The sequence below is a fragment of the Tolypothrix tenuis PCC 7101 genome, assembly GCF_963874875.1.
GTDB classification, from domain to species: Bacteria; Cyanobacteriota; Cyanobacteriia; order Cyanobacteriales; family Nostocaceae; genus Aulosira; species Aulosira tenue.
Window position 1 is genome coordinate 5,422,741 of record NZ_CAWNJS010000001.1, and the last position, 26,569, is coordinate 5,449,309.

14 protein-coding genes are annotated in these 26,569 nt (G+C 40.6%); 2 read left to right on the forward strand and 12 right to left on the reverse strand.

All coding sequences use genetic code 11. The annotated features are described in order from the left end of the window. Positions 1 to 38 precede the first annotated feature (38 nt). The 9 genes from AACU25_RS21410 to AACU25_RS21450 all read right to left on the reverse strand — a co-directional run bounded on the left by AACU25_RS21410 (position 39) and on the right by AACU25_RS21450 (position 15,865). Complete coding sequence (locus tag AACU25_RS21410; protein ID WP_190445729.1) at positions 39 to 218, reverse strand: hypothetical protein; 180 nt, start codon at positions 216 to 218, stop codon at positions 39 to 41. Continuing rightward, positions 203 to 2,869, reverse strand: coding sequence for a two-partner secretion domain-containing protein (locus tag AACU25_RS21415; RefSeq protein ID WP_096579079.1), 2,667 nt, complete (start codon positions 2,867 to 2,869; stop codon positions 203 to 205). Before AACU25_RS21415 ends, AACU25_RS21410 begins: the two co-directional genes overlap by 16 nt. Before the next feature lie 206 nt (positions 2,870 to 3,075). Further along, positions 3,076 to 3,846 carry a hypothetical protein gene (locus AACU25_RS21420; protein ID WP_096579081.1) on the reverse strand — a complete coding sequence of 257 codons (771 nt, stop codon included), beginning with the start codon at positions 3,844 to 3,846 and terminating at the stop codon, positions 3,076 to 3,078. Between the two features lie 378 nt (positions 3,847 to 4,224). Then, positions 4,225 to 4,980, reverse strand: coding sequence for a DUF928 domain-containing protein (locus tag AACU25_RS21425; protein WP_096579083.1), 756 nt, complete (start codon positions 4,978 to 4,980; stop codon positions 4,225 to 4,227). Between the two features lie 2 nt (positions 4,981 to 4,982). After that, positions 4,983 to 7,397 carry a CHASE2 domain-containing protein gene (locus AACU25_RS21430; RefSeq protein WP_096579085.1) on the reverse strand — a complete coding sequence of 805 codons (2,415 nt, stop codon included), beginning with the start codon at positions 7,395 to 7,397 and terminating at the stop codon, positions 4,983 to 4,985. A gap of 136 nt (positions 7,398 to 7,533) precedes the next feature. Then, positions 7,534 to 8,829 carry a DUF1822 family protein gene (locus tag AACU25_RS21435; protein ID WP_096579087.1) on the reverse strand — a complete coding sequence of 432 codons (1,296 nt, stop codon included), beginning with the start codon at positions 8,827 to 8,829 and terminating at the stop codon, positions 7,534 to 7,536. Positions 8,830 to 8,945: 116 nt separating this feature from the next. Beyond that, complete coding sequence (locus tag AACU25_RS21440) at positions 8,946 to 10,361, reverse strand: hypothetical protein (RefSeq protein ID WP_096579089.1); 1,416 nt, start codon at positions 10,359 to 10,361, stop codon at positions 8,946 to 8,948. Positions 10,362 to 11,179: 818 nt separating this feature from the next. After that, a complete protein-coding gene (locus AACU25_RS21445; RefSeq protein ID WP_096579091.1) occupies positions 11,180 to 12,763 on the reverse strand; it encodes a beta-barrel domain-containing protein in 1,584 nt (527 codons plus the stop codon). 102 nt (positions 12,764 to 12,865) lie between these two features. Further along, positions 12,866 to 15,865, reverse strand: coding sequence for a peptidase domain-containing ABC transporter (locus tag AACU25_RS21450; protein ID WP_096579093.1), 3,000 nt, complete (start codon positions 15,863 to 15,865; stop codon positions 12,866 to 12,868). A gap of 748 nt (positions 15,866 to 16,613) precedes the next feature. Between AACU25_RS21450 and AACU25_RS21455 the strand changes: the two genes are divergently transcribed. Together AACU25_RS21455 and AACU25_RS21460 are read left to right on the forward strand one after the other, a co-directional pair. Further along, positions 16,614 to 17,348 carry a DUF928 domain-containing protein gene (locus tag AACU25_RS21455; RefSeq protein ID WP_096579095.1) on the forward strand — a complete coding sequence of 245 codons (735 nt, stop codon included), beginning with the start codon at positions 16,614 to 16,616 and terminating at the stop codon, positions 17,346 to 17,348. A 161-nt stretch (positions 17,349 to 17,509) separates the two neighbouring features. Continuing rightward, positions 17,510 to 20,071 (forward strand): EAL domain-containing protein, encoded by a 2,562-nt coding sequence (locus tag AACU25_RS21460; RefSeq protein WP_096579097.1) that lies wholly within the window; start codon positions 17,510 to 17,512, stop codon positions 20,069 to 20,071. Positions 20,072 to 20,253: 182 nt separating this feature from the next. On the opposite strand, the gene psbA is transcribed toward AACU25_RS21460, so the two are convergent. From psbA to AACU25_RS21475, 3 genes are all read right to left on the reverse strand, one after another. Then, positions 20,254 to 21,336, reverse strand: coding sequence for a photosystem II q(b) protein (gene psbA, locus AACU25_RS21465; RefSeq protein WP_096579099.1), 1,083 nt, complete (start codon positions 21,334 to 21,336; stop codon positions 20,254 to 20,256). A 389-nt stretch (positions 21,337 to 21,725) separates the two neighbouring features. After that, the gene (locus AACU25_RS21470) at positions 21,726 to 23,225 is read right to left on the reverse strand and encodes an MBOAT family O-acyltransferase (RefSeq protein WP_096579101.1); all 1,500 of its coding nucleotides are present in this window, start codon (positions 23,223 to 23,225) and stop codon (positions 21,726 to 21,728) included. Between the two features lie 134 nt (positions 23,226 to 23,359). Then, on the reverse strand, positions 23,360 to 26,380 hold the full coding sequence (locus AACU25_RS21475) for a DUF1574 domain-containing protein (RefSeq protein WP_096579103.1): 3,021 nt from the start codon (positions 26,378 to 26,380) through the stop codon (positions 23,360 to 23,362). Positions 26,381 to 26,569: the final 189 nt, after the last annotated feature.

The following is a 26,569-nucleotide window of genomic DNA, read 5'->3' on the forward strand; positions in this document are numbered from 1 at the left end:
GCCACAAGCCCTCATTCACTAGCAACTTATGATCAAAATTACGTTGGAGCCAGTTCTGTATCTGATTCATCGCTGATTAATGGCGTTATAGGTTGCATTGCACTTACACCTTCAGTATTTCTGGGTAGGTGTAACTTATGCAGTAGTCGCAGTAATTTGCAGAATATTTTTAGTTTGTGCGATCGCAAAGCAGACGCTGCAATTAAGATCCTGGACATACAGCAGAACTACTCGTAGCCGCAGGTGTTGCTGTTGGCGCTTCGGCAACCAGCATAATTTTACCGTCAGCCGTTTTCACCCAACCTTGCGCCTCAACAATTCGCGAAGTCTGCGATAGATTTGCTGTTGGGGATACATGAGATACATTGGTAAAACTTTCCCCATCCAAACTAGCTAAAGGACTGAGGCTAGTTGTACCTGTTAATGGTTCAAAGGAATTGGGTGGTAAACTACCGCGTCCAGTAATGACAAAGCTACCTAAGGGTTTAGCATTGCGTCCGTTGGGGCAAATTTGGGCAAATTTTGTACTAGCGTCCACTAATCCTGAAGGTAGTTCAATCAGTTTTTGTGGAGGTTGGACTTGTGGTTGAGTGATAGTGATTTGTCCCTGTAAGCCTAATTCAGAACTGGCAGTAATATCGCTTTGATTTGTCTGCTGGGGACGCGGTTCGATACCAAATATAGCTTGAGTGCTGATATTAACATTACCTCCTTTACCAGCGAAAGCATTGGCAGTGATGTCACTATTTTCGTTAGGTATAGCGGCAATAAAACCTTTACTAGCATCAATATTAATATTGCCACCATCAGCGTTGTTAAAAGCTGTGGCAGATATCAAACTTTGATTTCGCAAAATCAACAAGTCAATATTTTGCAATGTAATATTTGCGCCTTCTCCAAAATTAGTCTCAGCTGTCAGATTACCTCTGTTCAAACGAATAGTGTTACTTGTAATTGTTAAATTACCAGCAGTACCGGTACCTTTGGCACTGACTGTAATTTCTGCACCATCTTGAACATTGAGTTCAGGGGTGTTGATATTCAGATTACCTGCCTTACCTGATGCTTGTGCTTGGCTAAATAAGGTACTAACTACAGGTTGAGAATTAATTGTGCCAGTGCCAATTACATTTACAGACTCTGTGGCATTAACATTTAAAGTGCCACCTTCACCTGTAGCGAAGGAACCTGACCTTACTTCCCCTCCATTACGAATCAGTAATTGTCTGACATTGATATTCTGTGTTGTCCCTTGACCAGAACCAAAATTATCTGCGGAAATTCTCGCTCCATTTTCAACAGTGAGTGTTTCAGTATTCAGATTTAAATTTCCCACATCTCCTGTGGCTTCAGATTCAGCAGAGACAAAAATTCCACTACGTTGTTTATCATCAATTAAACCAGTAGCAAATGGAGATGCACCAGTCAATAAAATTGAATCGGAAGCATTAATAACCAAACTACCGCCATTTCCACTTCTACGTGCGGCAGTAAGTATTTGCGCTCCATTTGAAACCACTAAACGTTTAGTTTCAATACTTACATTTCCAGCATTACCAGCTTCGTCTGTTTCTATATCTGCAACTTGAGCAGAAATTCCACTTGCAAAAGGTACGTCAGACGAACCCAATAGTTCAACTGAATCTTTGGCGTTGATAATTACGTTACCGGCTGAACCAGTACCAAAGGTTGAAGCATCCACAATTGCTCCGTCTTGAATACGCAATTGATTTGTTTCGATAATGATATTTCCACCTTTACCTGTTGCTTGCTCCAATACCTGTGAAACTACTGCCGTAGGAAACTGGTCATCTAATGTTGTACCCGTAATTTCTACACTATCTGAAGCCTTTAAAATTATATCTCCTGCATCACCAGCAGCTAGAGCAAAAGTGGCAATAAATGAGCCTTCATCAGCATTTATTTTGCGTCCATCAATTACTACATTTCCTCCCCTAGTCGCATCCAAACTACTAGAAAAAATTAAAGAAGAATTGGTAAGACTAAGGTTATTGCCTTTGAGATAAATATCACCACCGTTCTCACCACTTCCATAAATAATTGCGCCTTGTGAAAGTATAATGTTACCAAAATTTTGAATATCTGAATATTCTAAAGCGTAACCCTTCTCAATTTCTGTTAACTTAACTAAACCTGCACCTGCAATACTAGCAAGTTCTATTCTTCCTCCTGTTGTGGTTAAGTTACCTCCTTCTAAAGCCACATCACCCCCTACTAAGGCTAAAGTTTTACCAATGGGAACTTTTAATCCAATTGGATTAGGAGGGTTAGCATCAGTAACTTCTCCATCAGGACTTGCTTGAGATTGATTCACAATTTTGCCAGCAGCATTTGAGCCAAATTGTAACCCGATAGGAACACTTATTGTTAATAGTTGAGAGGCTTGGTTTACATTTGCACTAAATGAGCTACCATCAGCAAAAATAATACTGTCCGCAGTACTCGCGACAAAGGAACCACCAATATTTAAAGATGCATTAGGGCCAAAAACAATGCCAGCAGGGTTGATGATGAATAAACTGGCATTACCATTAGCTTTAATAATGCCATCAATATTAGAAACTGAACCACCCGTTACCCGAGTAATAATATTTCTGACATCTAAATTATTATTAAAATAAGCTGTATTCTCAGACGGAATTGAGAAAAATTTGAAACTATGAAACAGGTTATTCCCTGCTTGAGTTCCGCCTTCAATAAGTTGGATATTCCCTTGCGGTGTGACAGTAGAATTAACGGGTAGAGTCTCATCTGGATTTATTTGAGCTATTGATACTCCTTGATTGCTCAACAGAGAAAGTAGAATGCTAAAGCTAAGAAAAAATATTTTTGGATTGTGTATATGCATTTTTAAGTAAATTCTTTCGGTAGATGGTTATGAAAATAAGGGTTTGTCGTCCTTCTAAGTGAAATACCGATTAAATCGTGCCTATCGCAACGATAGGCACGTAAATTTAATAGTTAGAGTCTCTCTTCCCTCCTCTCTTGGTGCTATTAATCTAATCGAATTCTTCTGATGAATACGGATTTTCCAAAGCTGCTCAATTTTATAACTTAATTGCCAGACATAATTTGATTTGGAATCATTTTTGCACCCTTTAAACGCTTAAGTTTCCGAAGAGAAATTGCAAAAGGAATTAGAAAAATCGATGAATATCCTAAATTTGGTTCAGGAACACTAACGCTAGAAGGTTTTTCAATTGTGATGCTACCTATGGGACTTTGGAAAGAATCTCTGTCTCCCACTCCCGATTTTAAAACTCTTTCTGCAAAAATAATTTTACTGCTACTCGTATCGATTAAGATGCTACTTTCATAGCCCGGACTTAGCTGATTCAATTCTGATAATTTTCCGTAAAATAACGATAAATTATTGACATCAACATCATTAAAATTCCCATCAAAATCAATTCTGTTGGGATTAGGTTTAATTATTAATGTTGAACTTTTTATGAGAGAATTATCATCAAAATTCATAAATATCTCAATTGTATCGTCAATATTATCCTGATTCTCATCGTACTTCTTCAGTATTAATTCTCCTAGCTTTGAACTAAGATTTTGACCTTGATACTGCTTTAAGAAAATACTATCGTCAGGGTTATTAGGATCGCCATTATTAGGAACCTGATATTCAAATAATTCCACTGCGTTAGGATAGATGCCGCTTGCAATTCCATCTTCCTTGGTGTCTAAATTAATAACAAAATTATAAAAGCCATTCGCTGCATTACCTGACCATCTAGCCCTTTGAGCTTGAGCATTGTCTGAAAATAAACACAATAAACCTACTGCAAAAGAAAATACTGCTGCAATCTTTTTCATTTTTATTAATACTGGTAAATTACAGAAAACTATAAATAATATATAGCTATGCCAGTATTAATACTAGTAATTCATAATAATTTCATAAAAATAATATATGGGTTTTAAATAAATGATGATTTTAGCTTGATAATTACTTTAAAATTTTTAGCCAACTTGGTAAGCATATAATTAATTTGCATACTTAATAAATAGTCAGAGGTGCAATGATTCCTAATTATTCAGGTTTCTTAAATTTGTAAACCATTCATGATCAAAATAGGACACAGCATTGCTGTGTCCTAATAAGAGAATTCTTCTGGAGAAAATATTTGTAATTAGCAATTAAACATAGTTTAGATATATCACTAAAGTTAATTACGAATTACGAATTATGCATTATTTAGCTTGATTTCGCGCTGCTGATGCTGGTTTACAGACATTAGTAACAAAATCAGCACGTTGTTTCACAAAAGATGTAGAGGGTGTTTCTACTTGGTAAAGAATTTGGAAAGCATCAGACCAAGGGTGAAATGTTCCTGTTTCAGTTGTGTGTTGAATTTCGTAGTTGATAAAGAAATCAGCTTTTTTCAAAGCGATTTCTTCAGGAGATGCTTTAGCTGATTTCAGTTGTTGTTCTAATGCTTGCAATCCGCTTTGAATTTTTTGGCGATCGCTTGCTTCCATGACTTGGAATGTCGTCCAATTATTACTACCGGATAGTTGCCATTGGTAGAATTTACCTGGTTCTAACGGCTTTTCTGCATCGTAAGCCGCTTGTTGGTCGGCGATTTTGACGGATTTTTGCCAAACGACTTCTTGAGAGTCGTAATCGCGGACAACGACTTGAGCATCTTGATTATTACCAGGACTGTGCCATAAAAATAGAGGGCGATCGCTCCACAATTTATATGTGTCTACTAAACCGGGGGAAATCGCACAAACTGGTTGCACTACCCCTCTAGAGGCCAGGCGTTTTTTGGGACGACGTTGCCAAAATAAGCCTACCCAATCTACAGATTGCGCTAACATTTGCTGTGTTTGTCGGATATTTTGAGCGTTGGCGAGGTTTTCACTGACGATACTACCGGAAGCTATGGCTAAAGGGATGAGTGCAAAGCCCAAAAGTGACTTGCGATGATCAATTTTAAACATGATTATTTTCTCCTTGTAGCTGGTAAAACGTAGGCTAAAAACACCGACGAGGGTAAAAACCAGGGTAGTAAAATTGCGGCTGTTATATAAATTTGCAGTCCCAGTAAACCATATAAAATCACAGCACCGACTGCGCCGAAGGTGATTTGGCGACGACGCGTGAGACTTAAACGCGATTGGCTTTTAATCACAAAGACGGTGATTTTACCAAGAATCATGGCAATCCCAATCAGCAAAATGCTGGGGATGGGAATTACCAAACGATTGCTGACGAAATGGTGAATCATATATGCCAATGTTTCACCGCCTGTCAGCCAAGGTTGTTTTGTCCAATAACTGTATGCGGCTGGTGCTGGGGAACGATCTGGTTGTCCTGGTGCTATTCCTAATCGGTCATCGCTACCCACCGCAATCAAAACTACCTGTTTGGACACTAAAGGGAATTTGTTGATATCGGGATTTTCGATTAATTGCCAAGCGGGAATTGTTGTATAAACTTGGCTGGGAGGAATTGAGTAATCGAGAATTGGTTGAATATTAAATGGTGCTTTCCACTGCCATAATTTTGATAAGTTCCCTTTTGTTGAATGCTGCTGCACCACATCCAAGAATTCCGCCCGTAAATTTTGCTCGCGGTTGGTTTGCGGCTGAGGTAAATCGGTGATTTCTTGCTTGGCTAGCTGTACCAGGGATAGCAAATATGCAAAGGGACAAACTTGACGACAATCGCTGTCGGCTTCTGGGAATTCTAGTAAATCGGGGTAAGCATCAATGTATCCTTGCAATGTCCAATTCCACTTGTTAATCCCTAATGCTTCGTTTGTCCCCACTTCTCTTTTGGGTTCTTGCACCGCCGCAAACATTAACCATGTCTTCGCATCCACAGCTTGACGCACGGCTGTTGCTAAATCTGCATCAGCCTTTGGCGGATCTGTTTGGGGTGTATCAAAAATAAAATCTAAGCCGACAACAGAAGCATTTAATTTGCGCGTACTATCCAGCAGCTTGGCCAGATAACTGCGGTTCATGGGGAATAGTTGCGAATTTGGCAACTGGGCGCGATAAATTGATTCGGTATCAATTTGCACTAGAGCCACGGGCGGAGCTTCTTCGGCATCAACTTGGGCGGTAGCGCTGCGGTAAACTGCCTGAGTAAAGGTGCGTCCATCTAATAACAGTGATTGCATAGGTGCCAGCACACTACACAAGACACCCACCGTTAACGCGATCGCCTCTAAGCGGTTGGGTATACTTTGACGCAGACGTTGTCGCCAGTGGAAGGGGGGAATGCGGTACAGGTGAGCGCCTGGATGACAGAATAATGAAGGTAAAAGGTAGGCTGAGGGGTAGGTGTGGCTTTTATCCATGCGTAAATATTGCCTAGCCGCAATCACCGATTCGTAGACATTCTGGTGTTTGCCTAACCCTTGCAAAAACCTCACTAAAAAATCTTGGGCGACGCGGTTGTGAATTGGTTCGCGCATCACCACAACTTGCCCAAAACCCAAGTCAATTAAGGATTCTGCCAGATTTAACCCGCTACAGGAATTAAAAATCGCTACTTGCAGACCGCGTTTTCTGGCGGCGCTGAGTTGCGACGCAATTTCGCTAATGGAAATTGACACGCCAGGCGCAATCCCCAATTCTCCGCCTGTCATTTCCGTTTCGTTGCTGTGTCCCGCGAAAAATAAGACATCCCAACCGCGTTCATCGGCGATCGCATCGGCAATTTTCTCGATAATTTCTGTGGGTGTTTCTTCTAATTTCCAACTGACAAACTCCACATCAGCAATGCGGAACAGCGAATTTAAAGTCTTCTTTTCTTCTTGAAAATCCAACCCCGTGTCATCGCCTAAAATTGCCAGAATCCGGGTGCGTCCTTGACGTTTATCAGGATGATGTGAATTTGTTTCCTGAGAAATATTTAAGGGAGTGCGGATAAACTGAATCGCCCCAGTTGTGGCAAATTCCGTCCCTAATTCCCAAGCTTCCCAAGGAAAACGATCCAATTCCACAGGCGCACAGGTCAGAAATACTTGCACCGCCTCATCCGTTTCAGGATTTTCCTTTACCAGTTGTTGGCTAGCTTGAGCAATTTGGGCGCGAATTTCATATAATTCGGCACTGCGTAACCAGCGATGAAACTCGTACATTAATTTAGTTTCCGCCTTTACCAGTTCCGCGTGCCAATCTATCCCCAGCCTCGCAATACCACCATCAACCGCCCGTCCGCGCATTTGATCGGAACGATAAAAGTTTAAATATGCCCGTCGCCAGTCTTGATACAACTGACCAAGGGCAGAAGGATAATTAACCTGTGCAGTTAATCTTTGCCCTTTGCCCCAAGATAGTTCAAATAAACAAATTTGTTCGATTTTTTGAACTTTTAGATTAAAAATATCAGAGTTAAGTTTCATATTTAGCTAATTTACTTTTTTCGCAACAAGGCGAAAAACCAGAACACAAAAACTCAGTTTTTGTCAATTAAAACTGTTAATTCTTAATTAATAGAGGCGCAAAATTCGAGAATATTAGACGCGATGAATCGCGTCTCTACAGGGTTTGAAATTCCAAACCAAAAGGTGGAATTTCAAATACAACCTCATCAGTAACGACGGTTACCCAAAATTTTTCGTTCCAATCGCCAATAACTTGAGCGTAAAGAATTCCTAAGCTGGTATCTGATAAAGTTTCATCAAATAATATCTGTGTTTCATCACGTACCTCTAATGTTAATGTATGTGGCATAGGTCTTTCTGGTTGAGAACCTACAGCAACTAACAACATCCATTCGGGGTTAGCAGAATCTTCCGATAACACCCACATAATTGCATATAATCGCAAACTTCCTTCTTCACAATCCAAATCACGAAATGCACCCCGCGCAGTGTTAGGAATATAAACACCTTGCTGTTCTAATCCGGCACGAATTTGCTCGAAATCATCTTGCAAAGAGCGTAATTGTGAAGAGCGTAATTGCGAAAATGCGGGTAATGGCATCAGCATCCATCCCAACTCTTGAGCAGCTAGGTCTATTTGATTATTTAACCACAAACCGACATTAATTAATGGTTGAATTAAACTAGGATTAGCAGCTTTGTGAACCCAGCTGATTAATTCTGGGCTACTTAATAATGTCATTCCTTCGTTAACTGTTAACAATTCCCAAGGCTGCTGTTTTTGCAGTTGTGGTTTTATGGTTGTTAACTTTTGTTTTAAAGCTGTGGAATTAGTTGGTCGTGATGTTGGTAGCTGAATTGCATCTGGATTTAAACAGCGTAAATTAAGTAATAAATCGTTAGCATCTGGATTAAACCAGATTTGTGGTAAGGTATAAGTCCAATCTTCTGCTACAGGTAACTGTGCATTTGCTTGATATCTTTGGTATTGCTCATAGTTCATAAAACCAGATACAGCCACCTGATTTTGTTCCTCTTCTACCTGCATCAGCACATAAAAATGGGCAGCAAAATTGGGAATATCAAAAACTGCATTAGGAACCCGATGTTCATCTGTTAAAACGCTAGCAGTAATAATACAAATTTTGAAAGCTCCCACTTGAATATTACAAGCTGCTGATAATAAATCTGCTGTTGCTGCCTGCCAAATCGAAGCAGAATTAATATTAACTTCTAAATCAGATGCTCGTTGTTTTAGCCATTGTTCAAATCCTAGAACACCTAACGCACATAGATAGACTTGCCAGCGTTGTTGAGAAAAATGAATTGATTGGCTTAAACTTGCAGCACGTTGAAAATGTTCTGGTAATAATTCCGTGCGAGTTTCGTTGAGCGAATACCAATCGGGGTAATCTGTGAAATCTAAATATGAGCTAGGTTGGTTAATCATGGTCAAGAGTCAAGGGTCAAGGGTCAAAAGTTAACAGATAAAATTAATAATGTAGCTAAATATATTTGCTTTATCTTTTCTTACTTTGGGTTCTCTGCATTATGTTTAAATAATCTTTACTTTACCTCGGCTCTATTATCTAAATAATGGCAAAGACGGCGAGCTAAAAGACCCGATAAAGGCTGATTGCGTACAGGATTTTTAACTTCAGATTCAGCTTCTTGCATCACTCCAGAAATTTGTTCATCTAAAATTAATTCCAACTGTTGATCTAAACGTTGCAAGCGTTCAACATTAGTAAAATCTTTGGCTATTTGGAAAACGCGATCGCGTAAAATCAGCAACATACTTTGACGAATATCAGCGCGCAATTCATTTAACTTTAATAACCGGGTAACTTCATATTGTTTCTTCATTCCCAATTGCGGTGCGATTTGGCTCATTGGTTGACCTTGGCAATGAAAAAGATGTAAACCAGTCATAAATAATCGCTTTATTTCTTGACTAGTATTACGCTTACTTTGCAGTTTACCGAGAGCAACTTCTACCACATGAGAAATAGCTGTATCTAAGGATGTCAAAAATTCTTCTTGATATAAATTCATAAAATCAGCTTTGTCATCCCCTTCCTCAGTCAACAGCGATCGCTCTACAATCGGTTGAATCTCCGGTTGATCGTAAGCAACTGACGCAATATAACCGCCTTGCGCCGCAATCCGGTATTGTCTCAGTTTGCTAGCCATTGCTTGCAATTGGTTTAACATCGCTTCCTGACTCAGCTTGCGATTCGTCCGAGTTTGCAAATCATTAATCATGCGAGTTAACTGTTCTGCTGTCGGGATTTGACAGGGTAGGTTTACCCCCGCCAGTTTTTGCTGCAAGCGGTCTTCGCGGTAAACTGCGTGATAGCTGATCAACAATTGGCAAACTTGCTCAATTTCCATCGGCGTTAAGTGATACATATCCGCGAGAATGCGTTGCAATTCCTTCGGGTTAGTATCATTCAACAGCGCCCAATCGCTAATCAAAAATACACCATGCTGGAGTAAAAATCGCTTGATTTCTGCATTCTGCTTCACATAGCGACTCACCCACGCATTCAGAGAACCTTTAACTGGATCGAATGTTTTTAACAGTTTGGTAGCTAAAGACTCGTAAGTGGATTTGCGGACTCTGGGTTTATCAGAAGTTGCTTCTATGACTTGGTCATCTAAAACAAAAGGCAACAAATCCTCACTACTAAAGCCGTGGCGATTGCCAAACTTCATCGTCAAATCCAGACAAACTCGATATATTTGCTGAGATATATAGCACCGCAAACAAATTTCCGCTAAGTTAGCTTCCTCCGTAGCGCCCGCCTTATATTGTTGCATTTGTTGCCACAGATAACGCGCGATCGCCGCATCAGAAACCTCGCCCTTGCCGGCAAATTCTTTTTGAAAATAAGTTTGAGCCGCTACTATTATTTCCACCCGGCGCTTACTTGTAGAATCTAACTTGACAAATTCCCAGTATTTTGATGATTGAACCACGGGATTTTTCGTTAATTGCAGCTAAATTACTCTCAATTTTTTCACCTCCTTTCAGGAAAAGCAATTTGCTGAGTATCTGTGACTCTATTTCCTTATATTTCTGAGGAGGGTGAACTTATGCAAAATCAATGAAAGATAGCGGAGAACAGTCAAGAAGTACTCACTGTACCACCCACCACCTGAAGGCAAAATCTAAAATTTACAGCAGATTACACCTAAATCAGGCATCTTACCCGCTATATATCTTGTATATCTTGCAAAGATTGGTTTGAATTGGTATTATCTTTAACTTCATCTGACATCTCCAAAAAATAATCAAACTTTCCCTAAAACTATTGTAGAGACGTTAGTTATAACGTCTCTACATTCTTTTCTGGAGATACCTATAACTGAAATCCAAACTTAAGAGGTTATTTATAAATAATAGGACTTACGCAACTGGTACACTCATCTTCTGGTTTAAGAGTCAAGAGTCAAGAGTCAAAGGTCAAAAATTCAGGTTTTTTGGACTTTTCACTCTTGACCCTGGACAACCTAAACGAAAAAAATGTGACACTTACATAAGTCCTCAATAAATACAGTTCTGTTAAGAAAATTAATTGCTAACAAAACCAAAAAACTAGTTACTCAACAAAAAAACAGAACAATCATTTTGGAGGGGGTTTGGGGGACGCAACCGTCACCCAATCGGGGGTTTGGGGGAGAATCCCCCAAGCTGGCTTTGTTACTCATAATTTTATTTTTAAAATTACGTGCCTGGGGTACGTTAGCGATAGCGTAACGCACCTCTGGTAACTTTTGACTTCCGCGCAGCGGTACTAGCGCACCTCTTTCAGGCTATCAACTTGCTTCGTGAACAACTCAGTAAACAGACTCATCACTGAGCGTTCTTCGCGCACTTTAATATTAGCTGTGATGGACATACCCGACTGTAGAGTAACTGGATGGCCTTTAATTTCCAAATATTGTTTATCTAAACTCACCCGTGCGGGGAAGCGATAAAACTGATGTGTTTGATCCGGGGGTAAAGCATCAGAACCAATACCAATAACTTTTCCTTTAATATCACCAAACTCGCTAAAAGGAAAAGAATCAATCCTGACATCAACATTCATACCTTCCCGGACGAAACCAATATCTTTGTTAGTAATAAAAACTTCCGCAATGTATTTTTCATTAGGAACAATTTGCATCAGTTTTTGAGTAGGATTAGCTACATATCCAGGATATTTAGCTTGCAAATCAAAAATTGTTCCCGCCACCGGAGCGCGCAATTCTTGATATCTAACATTCATCTGCGTTTGAGAAATTTTACTAGTGATGTCTGCCAAACGCTGCTCGTTTTCTAGAATCACCTTCATAAATTGGGTATCAACTTCTGCAATCCGCTGCTTGTTTTCTGAAATTTTCTCTAAAATCCCTTTATCGGAAGCGGCTACAGTATTAGTGAACTGCTGCTGACCTTTTTCAATATCAAATTGCAGACGTTTTTCTTCCTCAGCTAATTGAGCGACTTCTGCACTCAAATTTTGCACTTGTTGTTGCTGATTGAGATATTGCAGTTGGGAAATACCACCTTCTTCTGAGAGGATTTTGAGTTTATTCAAAATCTTTTGCTGAATAGCTAAACTTGACTGTGTATCTTGCTTTTTAACTTGAGTTTGTGAAAGTTGTTTGCGGGTTTTTTCAACCTCTAATTGTGCGGCTAAAGACCTAGATTCTAATTCTTTTTTCGCAACTGCTAAACGTTGTTGCTCATCAGTACCTAATCCAGCTTCTGAACTATATTTTTTTAATTGGTTCCGCAATAATTCATTTTCGGAAACTAATGCTGCGCGACTTTTCAGCAAAAAGTAAGTTTCTTGAGGTAAGCGACTCCGCAAGAATTCTAACTCTGTTCCTGACGCAGTACTTACTTCCATCAAGCGGCGATATATCTGATTTTCTTGAATTAATGCAGCGCGAATTTTATTTAAAGAATTTAATTCTGCACGGGTAGCCACAGAATCAAAAGTTAATAGTAAATCTCCAGCTTTGACTTTTTGACCATCTTTGACATAAACTGCTTTCACAACTCCATTCACAGGAGCCTGAATTTCTTTATTAGTTCCTTCTGGCTTTAATTGTCCGGCGGCGGGTACCACTTGCTCAATTTTGGCATAATAAGCCCAACCCACACCAAAACAAGCCAAACACATCAGTGAGATCATGATTGTTCGCGACCAAACTGGAGATTGACGCAGAACGACAGCTTGCTCAAAATTAACTTCTTGAAAGTTCAGTGGAGATTGTTTCGGTGTTTTACCAGTAGATGTGGCTACGTGTGAATCTGTCGGTTCTTCGTTGTTATACCTGCCGTTACCATTTCTATCACTAAAGTTAGTGCCATTAAGTTGAGTCATAGTTATTTTAGATTTTGAATTAGTAATTGTTTTTAGTGATTCAGTTACTCACTGAGCAGTTATCCATAATTAATAGTGGCTTGATAACTGCTCATAACATCATTACAGATTTACTTCTTGCTGCTGATATAGGTAATGATAATGACCTTTAGCAGCCATTAACTCTTGATGACTTCCTTGTTCTGTAATTCTGCCACTATCCATGACAATAATTCTATCTGCATGGCTCACGGTAGTGAGACGGTGAGTAATAAAAAATACTGTACTGCCTTTGAACTCTTGAGCTAAATTCAGACAGACTTGTCGCTCGGTTACGTAATCTAGAGCGCTGGTTGCTTCGTCTAAAACTAATAATTTGGGTCGTTGTAACACCGAACGTGCGATCGCAATTCTTTGTCTTTGTCCACCGGAAAGTCCTGCACCCCGTTCACCCACACGTGTATTGTAACCGTTGGGTAAACCCATAATAAATTCGTGGGCAGCGGCGACACGAGCGGCTTCGATAATTTCTTCAGTTGTTGCATCCGGGTTAGTTAAAGCAATGTTTTCTTGAACTGTACCGTCAAACAACAAAGGATCTTGGGGAACTACCCCCATCTGTCGCCGCAGTGAATAAAGTTCAACTTTACCAATATCATAACCATCAATTAAAATCCGGCCAGACTCCACATCATAAAGTCTCAGGAGTAATTTCATCATCGTACTTTTACCAGAGCCACTCTGACCGACAATGCCGACAAATTCTCCCGCCGGTATTTCTACACTGACATTAGAAAGTTGCAGGGGGCCGCTAGGTGCAAAGCGGAAGGAAACATTTTCATATTTCACTGCTCCCAAAATTGCAGGTAAGGGAATATTTTGGCGATTGCTTTCAGCTTCTTCTGGTGTATCAACAATATCGCTTAACCGCTCTAAAGATAAAGCTGTTTCTTGGAAGCTTTGCCAAAGTTGAGCCAAACGCAAGATAGGACTAGTAACGTAACCAGAAATAATTCTAAAGGCGATTAATTCCCCTAAGGTTAATTCTTGTTTAAGTACTAAATAAGCTCCTACCCACAATACTAGTAAACTACTCAATTTATTGAGAAAGTTACTAGTTGAGTTAGCCAAGGTAGAAGTCACAACAGTTTTAAACCCAGCTGCTACGTATCGAGCATAACGCTCTTGCCAAGAAAAGCGCGATCGCAATTCGATGTTTTGCGCTTTCACTGTTTGAATCCCGGACATTACCTCAACTAAATAAGACTGTGTTTCGGAGTTGCGTTCGGCTTTACTGCGTAACTGTCTTTGTACAGTCGGAGAGGCAATTAATGTCAGAATCACAAATACAGGGATTGTACCCAAACCTACCAAGGTAAGTTGCCAACTGTAAAACAGCATCACAATGATATAAACCACCGAAAATACTGCATCTAAACCTACAGTTAAAGCTGTACCTGTGAGGAATTGCCGAATGTTTTCTAGTTCGTTAATTCGAGTTGATAACTCCCCAACTGGTCGCTTTTCAAAATAGCGTAGTGGTAAGCGGAGTAGGTGGTCAATAATTTGTGACCCCAAACTCATATCAATGCGGTTGGTAGTATCCACAAATAAATAAGTCCGCAATGTTGTGAGCACTGCTTCAAATATACCTACTACCAATAGCAACACACCCAAAACATTGAGCGTGCTAATACTATTTTGAACAATGACTTTATCAATAATTAGCTGAATAACTAACGGGTTAGCTAAGGCTGCTAATTGGACAAAAAAGGAAGCAATAAAAACTTCAATCAGCACCCGACGGTGGCGTGATAAATAAGGAATAAACCACCGCAACCCAAAGCGTTCTTGAGGGGTTTCTTTAGTGGTGGAAACCATCAATACCCGCACCTGAGGCGGCATCTTACTTTCATCAACTTCTAATCTCGCTACCAGTTCCGCTGGTTTGCAACGCACTATCCCTTGACTGGGTACACCCACAACTGCAATATTGGCATCAGCTGCATATAAAACTGCATAATTCTCGCCATAGCGAATTAATGCTGGTGTAGGAATGCGGGTAATTGAGGTAGCGGGTATATCTACCAGATGAACTTTAAGTCCAATTAATTCTGATAAATAAGCACAAAGTTGAAACGAGAGATTACCTTGTCGTTTAATTTGCTCCGTTAAAATGCGGCGCACTACTTCCTTACGAAACGGAATTTGTAAGTGCTTGGAGAGCATTTGAAAACAAGCAAAGGTGGCATTTATTTCCCCATTACCACGGAAAAATGGGTATTTCTGGTTTTTACCTTTACCTTTTGCAGCCGTGGCTGGTTGATATTCTTCTTCTGTAGCGTAGGGAATATCTAGTTCGTCAGCAATTTGGGGTTGGCTATCCCGCACTTGCAGCTGTACTGGTTCATTCTTCTCCACAAAGAATAAATCAGATGGCGATAAACCAATCAAACGCACAGAATTTGGCCCTTGGGCTTCAATTATGCCGCCATTACTGACTTCTAAGCGCGATCCATTGGTGAGATTTTTGATTGTACCGCCACCACTCACAAACCAAATACTATTGCTATCAAGTTGGCTAAGTGAGCTTCTTCCCGGATTCAAGTAATTTACTTGTGCTTGCGGTAAAGCTTGTTCCGATATTTCTTTGAGATTTGCACTCGCTAAAGCTTGCTTTTCTAATTCCGATCCGACGACATCAAAAATTTCGATGATGTGAGGGCGGTTTTTGCGGACATGAGCAAAAGTAGGGTAGGAAGAAAGGAGGCGTAAATATTCAACTGCACTTAAGGTTAAACATACGACTTCCGTGGAAGCGATCGCAGTCTCACAGCCCAGTTGACGCAAAAAGCCAATCTCACCCAGAATTTCCCCAGGTTGCAATAACCTTAAGGTTACTGGCATCTGTGTTTGAGGGTCGTATCCCAACAACCGCACTTGTCCTTCATAAATAATTGTTAATTTTTCAGGGATTATTTCTTTACCAATAATTTTTTGGCCTATGCGGTAGCGCCAAGCTTGCAGTTGTTGCGATACATTGGCGATTTCCTCATCAGGGAGTTGATCAAATCCTTCAACAGAGCCAAGAAATCCTTGAAAGGAGTTTTTAATATATGTCATGCCTAGTTCTGGTAATCAGCGCTAAATATATGTATTGGTTTTTGGTTATTAGCTAGTGGTAATTGGTTACTCAGTCATAGGAGGGTTTCCGATGACATAGTACATTATCCGGCTTAAAAGTTACTTTAATTGCGAAGTTTTACTTAATATAGTTGCTATATTTGCCATTTTCGGTATAGATTTGCTAATCCTCATCAGAGATTTGTGCTGATAGTGAACTGGGTATAATTTACTTATTCAGCAACCTCTACCACTATCAGTGAGGTAACTCTGGCAATCACTGCTTTTGAGCAGTCTCAATGTCACAAGTTTCATAACTAAGCATGAAAGTGGTCTCACTGCACGTGACTGGCTCATCTTGAGAGCCATTTGTGCCAGTTGCGTAAGTCTTGTTAATTACAAAAACTTCATCAGACAGCAAAAATATAGTTTGTTAGTTGAGGGAGTGTTAGCTATCTACCCACACATCCTCTGGGATTGAAATTACTGAGGCATTTTGCTAAAACAAAATTTTCCTGGGGATTTCCACAGTATTTTTGCGGAATATTCTGAAATTCCCTAGATAAATATCAATTGTCATAGTAGTTTAATTTCCGTATTTTAGAGATAGTATCAGTAATTCAACTTAAAGAATATACCTTTTAAAAATAAGATGAATTAACTGAGTTGCATCTACTGTTTATTGAATAATTAGAGTATTTATAGAATAAGGAAACCTATAAATTAACGTACTGCATCATACTGTGTCATGCTAGAAAAAGCTTTTAAAACCAGGGCATTTACTGTTATCTGTTTGGCATTGCTATTAACTTGTTCTTGGGCTATTCCTCAACAAGCACTGGCAAATTCTGAAGAGCAACCAAAACAGGGTATACCTAAACGCAGAATAGGAGGTGGAACTCGCGGTCAGTGCTTTAGTAGTGTTGGGCGTTTAATGGCTTTGGTACCAGAAAACAATTTAGGATTTACCAAAAAAGCTTATCCCAACATTTTATTCTATTTACCACCAACCTCATCATCAGCAATGGTGGAATTTGTACTGCAAGATGAAAATCGTCAATCGGTTTATGAGACTACTTTTACTAAAAGCAGCGCTGGCGGAATTATCAATTTTAGTTTGCCTGAATCTAGCTCCTTACCTCCACTAGACATCAATAAAAAATACAATTGGTATGTGTCACTCATTTGCGATCCGGAAAACAGAGCCAACGATATTGTGGTCAATGGCTGGATTCAAAGAGTAGAACTAGACTCAAACTTAAATAAACAATTAGAGCAAACAACATCACCTTTAGGACTTGTAGCTCTTTATGCCAAAGCTGGACTTTGGCAAGATGCATTAGCTACATTAGCAGAACTGCGAGCCACTCAACCGAATGATTCTAGACTGGCTGTTAATTGGACACAACTCTTAAAAACTGAAAAATTGGATGCGATCGCACAGGAGCCTTTTTTGGAGATCCAAATCCCCAACAGCCCCTAGTTCCCATCAAGTACTTTTCTCATCCCCCAGCAAATTGGAACAAGTATTTCTTGCCAGACAAACTAAAACACGGATAAGATCTGGCAGATAAAAATTTAAGTAGTCTTTTACTCAACTCTTTATCTATTGTCAAAAGCCAACTCTATCAATCTACAGCTTTTGTGATTGCTAAATACTCCCATAAGTTTCGTAAATTAGTATCTTTAATTACTAAGTATCTTAACTATCAGCTCAACCCATCGATTACCACAGTGACTTTAAAGCAATCAGTTGTCATTGCTAGTATCTTGATTACAGGATTGGTAATGGGTGTGAAACAACTGGGGTGGTTGCAGCTTTTAGAATTGGTCAGCTATGACCAAATGGTGCGCCTCCAACCTGATGCTGGTTATAACCCACGGCTGTTGGTAGTAACAATTACAGAAGCTGATATTAAAGAACAGAAACAATGGCCTTTGTCTGATAGCGCCCTTGCTCAACTATTAGCCAAGCTGCAACAAGCTCAACCTACAGCTATTGGTTTAGACCTCTATCGGAATATCCCCCAACCTCCAGGTCGTGACGCACTGATGCAGCAACTTCGGGCTTCTAATGTAATTACTATTAATTATCTAGGCGATCAAGACGCAGAAGAAGTATCCCCTATTTCTGGTTTATCCCCAGAACAAATTGGCTTTAATGACTTTGTAGTTGACCCAGATGGCGTTGTCCGTAGAAATTTGATTTATGCCCAGCAAGGCGAAGAAAAATTCTACTCCTTTTCTTTGCAGTTGAGCCTGAAATATCTTGCCAAGCAGGGAATTACTCTCAAAGTAAAATCAGAGGCTTTGCTGTTAGGTAATGCTGTATTTCCTACTTTAAATAATAATTCCGGTGGGTATCACGATATTGATAGCGCAGGCTATCAAGTGATGATTTCTTACCGTTCACCTGAAAACATAGCGCGACAGCTATCATTAACGCAAGTGCTGCGAGGTGAATTTGAACCTAATTGGATTAAAGACAAGGTTGTACTGATTGGGACAACAGCCCCTAGCTTAAAAGATTTGTTTTTTACTCCTTATAGTGCTGCTAAATCTGCAAACCCAGGTTTACCAGGAGTATTACTCCACGCTCAATTGGTCGGCCAAATCCTTAACACAACTTTAGATCAACAACCTGTATTTTGGTTCTGGCCAGAATGGGCAGAATTCCTCTGGGTGTGGACTTGGGCGTTGGTAGGTAGCGTACTTGCATGGCGACTTCGCCATCCCCTCTCTTTAGGAGTCGCTGGGGTAATTTGTTTGGGTAGTCTATTTACTATTTGCCTTGGTATCTTCACTCAAGCAGGCTGGATACCCCTTGTCGCACCAATGTTGGCATTAGCGATCGCTACTGGCACTGTTCTGGCCTATAAGCTATTACACAATACATTGCATGATACCCTCACTGACCTGCCCAATCGCAGTTTGTTTTTGAAGCAATTGGAATGGGTAATTGCTGAAACAAAACTACCTAAAAGCTCACGATTTGCCATCCTATTTTTAGGGATTGACCGCTTCAAATTTATTAATGAGAGCTTTGGGCACCAATTTGGCGATCAATTTTTAGTGAATGTCACTCAAAGATTAAAAGCTTGCTTAGGAAATAGAGGAATATTAGCCAGAGTTGGTGGTGATGAGTTTGCTGTTCTGCTGAAAAATATCAATGATAGTAGTGAAGTGACTGCTATAGTCGACCAGCTACAACAGAAAATGTCCTTACCCTTTAAAAATAACGGACAAGAAATTTTTACTAGCATCAGTATTGGTATAGCTTTAAATCAGACTGAACTCGATTATGAACCAATAGCTTTGCTGCGAGATGCCCATACAGCTATGTATCGCGCTAAAGATTTGGGTAAAGGCCGTCATGAGGTCTTTGCTACAGGTATGCATACCCAAATTGTGAAGCGATTTCAGTTAGAAATAGACTTGCATCGAGCTATTGAACAGCAGGAATTTGAGCTTTACTATCAATCAATAGTTTCTTTAACAACGGCCAGAATAGTTGGGTTTGAAGCACTTGTGAGGTGGAATAATCCTCAATATGGCTTTGTTTCACCTGCAGAGTTTATTCCTCTAGCTGAAGAAACGGGGCTGATTATTCCTTTAGGACAGTGGATTTTGCAAGCAGCCTGTCAACAATTGGCTGTTTGGCAAGCTCAATTTCCTACAAATCCGCCATTGATGATGAGCATCAACCTTTCTGGACATCAGCTAACTCAATGCGATTTGGTGGACTATATTGAGCAAACTCTCCAAGAGACAGGATTAAATGGCGAAAGTTTAAAATTAGAAATTACTGAAACCGTAGCCATGAATGATGTGGAAACGGCAATTAGCATTATGCTGCGACTGAGAACTTTAAATCTCAGGTTAAGTATTGATGATTTCGGTACAGGCTATTCTTCTTTAAGCTATTTACATCGCTTCCCTGTCAACACATTGAAAATAGATCGTTCTTTCGTCAGCCGCATGGAAGATACTGACGAAGATGCTGCGATCGTTCAAACTATTATCATGTTAAGTCATGCATTGGGTATGGATGTAGTTGCAGAAGGGGTGGAAACTGCTGCACAGCAAGCCAAATTACATAGTCTAGGTTGTGAGTATGGACAAGGCTATTTCTTTTCTAAGCCTGTAGATAGCAAAACTGCAACTGCATTACTAGATAAGCAATTCAATAATATGATGTTCGCTTAAATAATTATACTGTGGCACAGGCTGCAATACTATTGGGGAAAAGGTTAAGGGTTAAAGGTTTTTTCCTTTTTCCCATTCCCCTTTTTTCCCTTAACCGACAAGTATTGGCACAATAATCAACCAAGCAATAAAAAAGCGCTTCCAAAATGGAAGCGCTTTTTTATTAAGCTAAAGCTTTAGTATTAGCCGTTGATTGCAGGAGCAGTCAACGCAACAGGAGCAACTTCACCAGCAGCTAAGTCTAGGGGGAAGTTGTGAGCGTTACGCTCGTGCATTACTTCCATACCCAAGTTAGCGCGGTTGATTACGTCTGCCCAAGTAGCGATGACGCGACCTTGAGAGTCAATTACAGATTGGTTGAAGTTGAAACCGTTCAAGTTGAACGCCATTGTGCTGATACCCAAAGCGGTAAACCAAATACCGACTACTGGCCATGCAGCCAAGAAGAAGTGCAGAGAACGGCTGTTGTTGAAAGATGCGTATTGGAAGATTAGACGACCAAAGTAACCGTGTGCAGCTACGATGTTGTAGGTTTCTTCCTCTTGTCCGAACTTGTAACCGTAGTTTTGAGATTCGGTTTCGGTGGTTTCACGAACCAAGGAGGAGGTTACCAAAGAACCGTGCATTGCAGAGAACAAGCTACCTCCGAATACACCAGCCACACCTAACATGTGGAAGGGGTGCAACAGAATGTTGTGTTCAGCTTGGAACACAATCATGAAGTTGAAGGTACCGGAGATACCCAAAGGCATACCATCTGAGAAGGAACCTTGACCAATGGGGTAGATCAAGAATACTGCGGTAGCAGATGCCAAAGGTGCAGAGTAAGCTACGCAGATCCAAGGACGCATACCCAAGCGGTAAGATAATTCCCACTGACGACCTAGGTAGCAAGCACAACCTAGCAAGAAGTGGAAAATTACCAATTGGTAAGGGCCCCCGTTGTACAACCACTCATCTAAGGAAGCTGCTTCCCAAATGGGGTAGAAGTGCAAACCAATAGCGTTGGAAGAAGGAACAACTGCACCAGAGATGATGTTATTTCCGTAGATTAAGGAACCTGCAACAGGTTCACGGATACCATCGATGTCTACTGGAGGCGCTGCGATGAAAGCGATTACAAAGCAAGCGGTAGCGGCTAGCAGGGTGGGGATCATCAATACGCCGAACCAACCGATGTAAATCCGGTTCTCGGTGCTGGTGATCCACTCGCAAAACCGATCCCATACACTGGTGCCAGAGCGCCGTTGTAAGGTTGTTGTCATTGTTTTATGAGTGCGATTAGTTGTAAAAAATTATTGAGTTTGGATGAAGTAATTTTCACCCGTACTTATTAACTCTACATGAATTTACTGTAATCATGTGATTTATTTTCTTATATTTTTATTAAGAAAATTTCGATAATACTTAACATAACTCAACATTATGTACTACTTTTATTGCTGAGTCCGCTTATTGAAAGAATGCTTGATATAAGCTGCAATAATCTTTGCGATACATCATAGGGACACAAACATTTTTGTACCCCTACGCATCTCTCACATTCTTTTTTTAAATTGGTGTGACTTTGCAATAACTTGCTGATACGCAATACCATTAAAAATCAGGTGTTGAGCCAAAAATTTATGTGTGCCTACCCTACAAACAGGACTATTCAAAAATCAAAGTAGATATATGGCAAGCTGCCTTCAGGCGCTAATAACCAAACCGCATAGAAACAAAGAGGCACAAATACCAGCTTGACAGGCCAATTAAACTCTAATTTGAGCCTACTCTTAAACATATAAGCTAAAGTCATTAAAATAGCCAAAATTAGCAATCTGCCAGCCATTTGGGATTGGCTAATGTTGAGAGCTTCTATATATACCTTTTGGGCAAACTGAATATCAGCTGGATAACCCAATAAATGTCTAAATACTAAAGAAGAATCTTGGAAATTGGGTAATCTGAACCATATCCAAGAAGTGAAAACCATCAGTTGGGTTAGCAACCAAGCAGAAAAAATACCTATAGGGTGTTGCCAAAAATGTTCTAAATTTTCAAAACTATCGCTTAATGCATCTGTCAGGCGATGAACTATCAAAGCTAACCCATGGTAAGCACCCCAGACGACAAAACCCCAAACGGAACCATGCCAAATACCAGCAATTAGCATCACAATCATCAGATTCCAGCAGGTGCGTACTAAACCCTTACGAGAACCACCCAAAGGAAAGTAAACGTAGTTACGCAGCCATTCACCCAAAGTCATATGCCAGCGTCGCCAAAAATCCGCAATACTGGTGCTGAAGTAAGGAAAATCAAAATTCTCTGGTAATACTAAGCCAAACAGTAAAGCACTACCACGGGCAATATCTACATAACCGTTGAAATCTAAATACAACTGTAAACCGTAGGCAAATATTGCTAGCCAGAGATCTGTGCTACCTGCTCTTTGCAAGTTCCCAAAACATAAATCAACAAAAATACCTAAATGATCTGCCAATATGCCTTTTTTAACTGCACCTCTAGCAATTAACCACAGCCCTTCGGCTACTTGATCGGGAGTAGGTAATTGTAGTGTATTAATTTGAGTTGCTAAGTTGTGATAGCGAGTAATTGGCCCAGAAATTAGTTTGGCAAAGAATAATTTGTAAGCAGCAAATTTGATAAATTGACCAGTAGCTGGCGCACCCCGATATACATCAATTAAATAAGAAATACATTCAAAGGTAAAAAATGAAATTCCTAAAGGCGCAACAAATTTAAAAGCACCTTCTTGTGAGGTAATTGATATATGAAAAATAGCATTAATAATAAATGGCAAATATTTAAAGCCTAAGAGCAGTACCACATTTAAACCAACTCCTAGCCACAAAAGCTTTTGACGGCGACGGTTCCAGTCAGCTTGGTAGAACTGCCATTCTTCATTAGAACTACGTCTATCAGAATAATTTTTTTTCGGAGTATTATCTTTACCAATTTCTAGACCAAAGCGAAAATTAATAAAAGTAAGCGCTAATAATAAAGGTATGTACTGAGCATTTAAAGATGCATAAAATATCAGGCTGGCAATCAAAATTGTCCATAAACGTAACTTTTGTTCGGACAACGTCCAGTAAATTCCCAGCACACTTAACAAAAAGAGTCCGTAGAAAATTGAAATAAAGTTCATTTGGTAGTCATTATGGTAATTGGTAATTGGTAATTGGTAATTGGTAATTGGTAATTGGTAATTTCCCCCTATCCCCTTTTCTCCCCCGCTTCTTCTGCTCCCTCTGCTCCCCTGCTCCCTGCTCCCTCATCGCTCTATTTTGCTGGCCAGGGAATCATGGGATCGTGGGCTAGCTTTTTCGAGACTTCGTAGGCTCCGAAACGGTTGAGGTGGCTGGGATCAGAAAAGTAGTTATGGTTTTTTGGCCATAGCTGACTTAAATCTCGGTAGATAAAATTGGGATTGTTCACCTGCGACATATATTGTTGAAATTCTTGCTCATATTGTTGACGCACAGAATCTAGATAGTCGGCAGTTAGAGGTGTATTGACAAAGACTAAAGGAATTTTTTGGGCTTGGGTAAAACTCAGCAATGCTTGAAAAGCAGTGTCTTGTTCCCCTTGAACTTTAAAAGATTGATAGTCGTTGTCGTAATTTCCGGGAACTTTGGGGTGTTTTTGATAGTACCTCGTGGGATGAAAGCGGATTGATAAAGGTAAAAAGCCATCAAAGTCAACAGACATCTGAGAAGTATCTTCTTCTGGAGCATCATTGCTTAACTGTGCAGATGATGTACTTCCAGGATTGCGATCGCTAATTAAAGGTAAGGAGTTAAGCTGCTTTTGCAATAACTCTTTGACGCGATCGCGGTTGGCGTAGCTGGCGGAAATATTAGCTACAGCCTCGTTTAACCACTCATTAGCTATCTGATAGCTGCTCATTTCTGGCTTTTGAGCTTTGGTTTTGGTTGCGTCTGAAGATTTTTCCGGATCTTTGAGCAACTCATCAGTTGTACCCGTGGCGATCGCTTTTTGCAATACCTGTTTATAACCTGGTGAGGCGGCAATTGATGCAAAGGTGATGTCTTTACGGCCGCTATTAAAGGCACGGGAACCATCTGCCCAGATAATTAATTTTGGTAGTTCTGTCGGTTCTAGGACGCGGCGCACAATAAAATCTACAACTTGGGCGGTAGCACCATTAACCCCAAAGTTAAATACATCAACATTGGGATAACCCTGAGTTGCTAAAGCTTGTGAAAGTGCTGCCGGATCGACTCCTCTAAGGGCACGGGAGGAGCCTATAATCAACACATGGGGAGGTCTACCCATTTTGACTAAGCGTTGCTTATACAAGGCAATTTGCTCGTCTAACTGCCGTGCCTTAAAACTGGGCATTTGCGATCGCGCTGCTAATAAAATCGCGGTGGGGGTGGCTTTACCTTTTAAAGGTGCAGCTTTTAAGTTTTCTGCCTCGGTGTCGTCATCATTTTGGGTAAAGCCAGAAGCATTAAATACACCACCCTTACCCTGATTTTTTTTAGGCTTACTAGTATCAGCAAAGAATGCACTCATCTGGCTTTGATTTGTCTCAGACTTTGGAGATGTCTTGGCTTTAGGGCTAGATGATGCGGTTACTTGCGGTGTAGAACTTGGTAAATTGCGGTTAACGATTTGCCCTAATACCCAGTCAGTTTGCATAGTGAGTAATAATCCCAGCGTTCCCCACACTAAGGCAACCTTAATACCTTGAGCCTCTGGGTTATACTCTGTGGGCTGGTCAATTTCGCTAAATAGTTGCGTTTGTAACAGTAATTTTTTGAAAGTGAGCTTGGTTGTGGTTACCCAATCCCGCGCTACTTCTGTAATAAAAGTTTGAACTTCCTCTGTCGTCAAGTCAGGACGCAAGATTGGTTCATCTGTAGGAGTAGTGACTAGGTCGTTAATGTAGATAGATGTAGCCGCAAATTCGGGAGTAGCTTCTGGGACTAAACGTTGGCGAGGCTGAAAATCTTCGCCGTGCTGCCAAGAAGGTTCCTTGTTCCCTGCACGCCTTCCATAGACGCGGACTCCCATCACTCCAGGGATTTTGAACTGGCGCAGCAACTCTACTACTTTGTTTGCCACTTTCTTGCGGGATGGACAGACAGGTGCATCACACATGACGTGAAACAAATCACCTTTGTGCAGCAGGGTAATCTTGGCACCGCCTGTTTTCAAGCGCCAATCTAAATCAGGATTCAGTAACCGTTCTAATAAATAATTAATTGCTGGTTGATCGCCAGAGTTAGCCAATTCTAAGGCTGTTGGGGCCAAAGGTTCATGTATAGCGGCTGGCAAGGTGAGCCAATCAATCCAAGCTGGCTGCTTGTCGGCGATTTTTTGGCCGTAGACAGTAGCAGCTTTGATCCCTTGGGGTGCGATCGCTTCTAATTTAGATTTGATTTTATGTAAGCATAATTGTTTTTCTGGGGCTGCTTCTAAAGAAGCATCAGAACTGGGAGTACAAAAAATATGTAGAGTTGATTCTTGTAATGAAGTTTGCACAGCAACTTTGGCATTTGATAACTCCTCAGTTAACAGCCTGGCAATAGACTGTACATCCCCCCAACGTGCCCATTCCTTGAGCATTTCCTCGGGCGGTGTTAAATCCACCCGCAATCGCCACTCGGGTTTATTTTCGCCCTTCACCTGGGAAAAAATCACCGCGTCATGGTAGCCTGTCATCTTCAGATTGCGTAGCTTCTGGGCGATAGGCTCTGCCAACAGTGAAGGATCGGGACTATAACTCGACTGACAAAATATCCATAAGCGTTGTTCTTGTACTTGGTTATTTTCTGTGCTGGGTTGCGGTTTGACTTTTACCTCTACAGCCACACCAAAAGTACTAAGAGTTTCGCTGAGATAACGGGCAATGGCATCGGGATTTCCTTTTCTTGCCAAGCTTTCGTTAGATAAAATCAGCGCTCCGCCTGGTTGCGATTTTAGCTTATCTTCTAGTAAGCCCTGCTTCGCCTCTTCCAAATGTCGTTCGAGCTGATTTAAATAAACTCGATGGCACCACTGGGGTCGCCCATCGCCTTTTTTTCGGCCGTAGACAAATACTTGGTATATTGAGGGTTGTTCGCCATTTGTGAGGACATCCAAGTCTGTTTGCTGGATTGCTTGTAGCAAGTCATATAAAGTGCGCCAACGTCCTGGACACTCTTTGCCTTCACAAAGGATATGTAAGTCATTTCCCCGTAACTGGACTTTCACCCCGAAAGTGCTAATCCCAGTTGCTTGGCTTACCCATTGCACTAGGGATTTTTGGCGATCTAGTAATGCTGTTTTCATGGGCAGTTAACTTTTAGAGAAAGCGAGTATTGGGGGATAGTGCCTGCGCTTGTAAACTAGAACCATACATTTATCACACCCTGACGTTTGGTTTTAACACTTTTGTTACCTTATGCGCTTGCAAAATTGGCAAAGATTTTAAATGTCTAGTTGCGAGCAACGTCTCTGTTGGATTTTTTGTTTATTTTA

Bases quoted from the DNA above. Each gene is read 5' to 3' on its own strand.
- AACU25_RS21410 (WP_190445729.1), bottom strand. From the start codon at position 218: ATGTCCAGGATCTTAATTGCAGCGTCTGCTTTGCGATCGCACAAACTA.
- AACU25_RS21415 (WP_096579079.1), bottom strand. From the start codon at position 2,869: ATGCATATACACAATCCAAAAATATTTTTTCTTAGCTTTAGCATTCTA.
- AACU25_RS21420 (WP_096579081.1), bottom strand. From the start codon at position 3,846: ATGAAAAAGATTGCAGCAGTATTTTCTTTTGCAGTAGGTTTATTGTGT.
- AACU25_RS21425 (WP_096579083.1), bottom strand. From the start codon at position 4,980: ATGTTTAAAATTGATCATCGCAAGTCACTTTTGGGCTTTGCACTCATC.
- AACU25_RS21430 (WP_096579085.1), bottom strand. From the start codon at position 7,397: ATGAAACTTAACTCTGATATTTTTAATCTAAAAGTTCAAAAAATCGAA.
- AACU25_RS21435 (WP_096579087.1), bottom strand. From the start codon at position 8,829: ATGATTAACCAACCTAGCTCATATTTAGATTTCACAGATTACCCCGAT.
- AACU25_RS21445 (WP_096579091.1), bottom strand. From the start codon at position 12,763: ATGACTCAACTTAATGGCACTAACTTTAGTGATAGAAATGGTAACGGC.
- AACU25_RS21450 (WP_096579093.1), bottom strand. From the start codon at position 15,865: ATGACATATATTAAAAACTCCTTTCAAGGATTTCTTGGCTCTGTTGAA.
- AACU25_RS21455 (WP_096579095.1), top strand. From the start codon at position 16,614: ATGCTAGAAAAAGCTTTTAAAACCAGGGCATTTACTGTTATCTGTTTG.
- psbA (WP_096579099.1), bottom strand. From the start codon at position 21,336: ATGACAACAACCTTACAACGGCGCTCTGGCACCAGTGTATGGGATCGG.
- AACU25_RS21470 (WP_096579101.1), bottom strand. From the start codon at position 23,225: ATGAACTTTATTTCAATTTTCTACGGACTCTTTTTGTTAAGTGTGCTG.
- AACU25_RS21475 (WP_096579103.1), bottom strand. From the start codon at position 26,380: ATGAAAACAGCATTACTAGATCGCCAAAAATCCCTAGTGCAATGGGTA.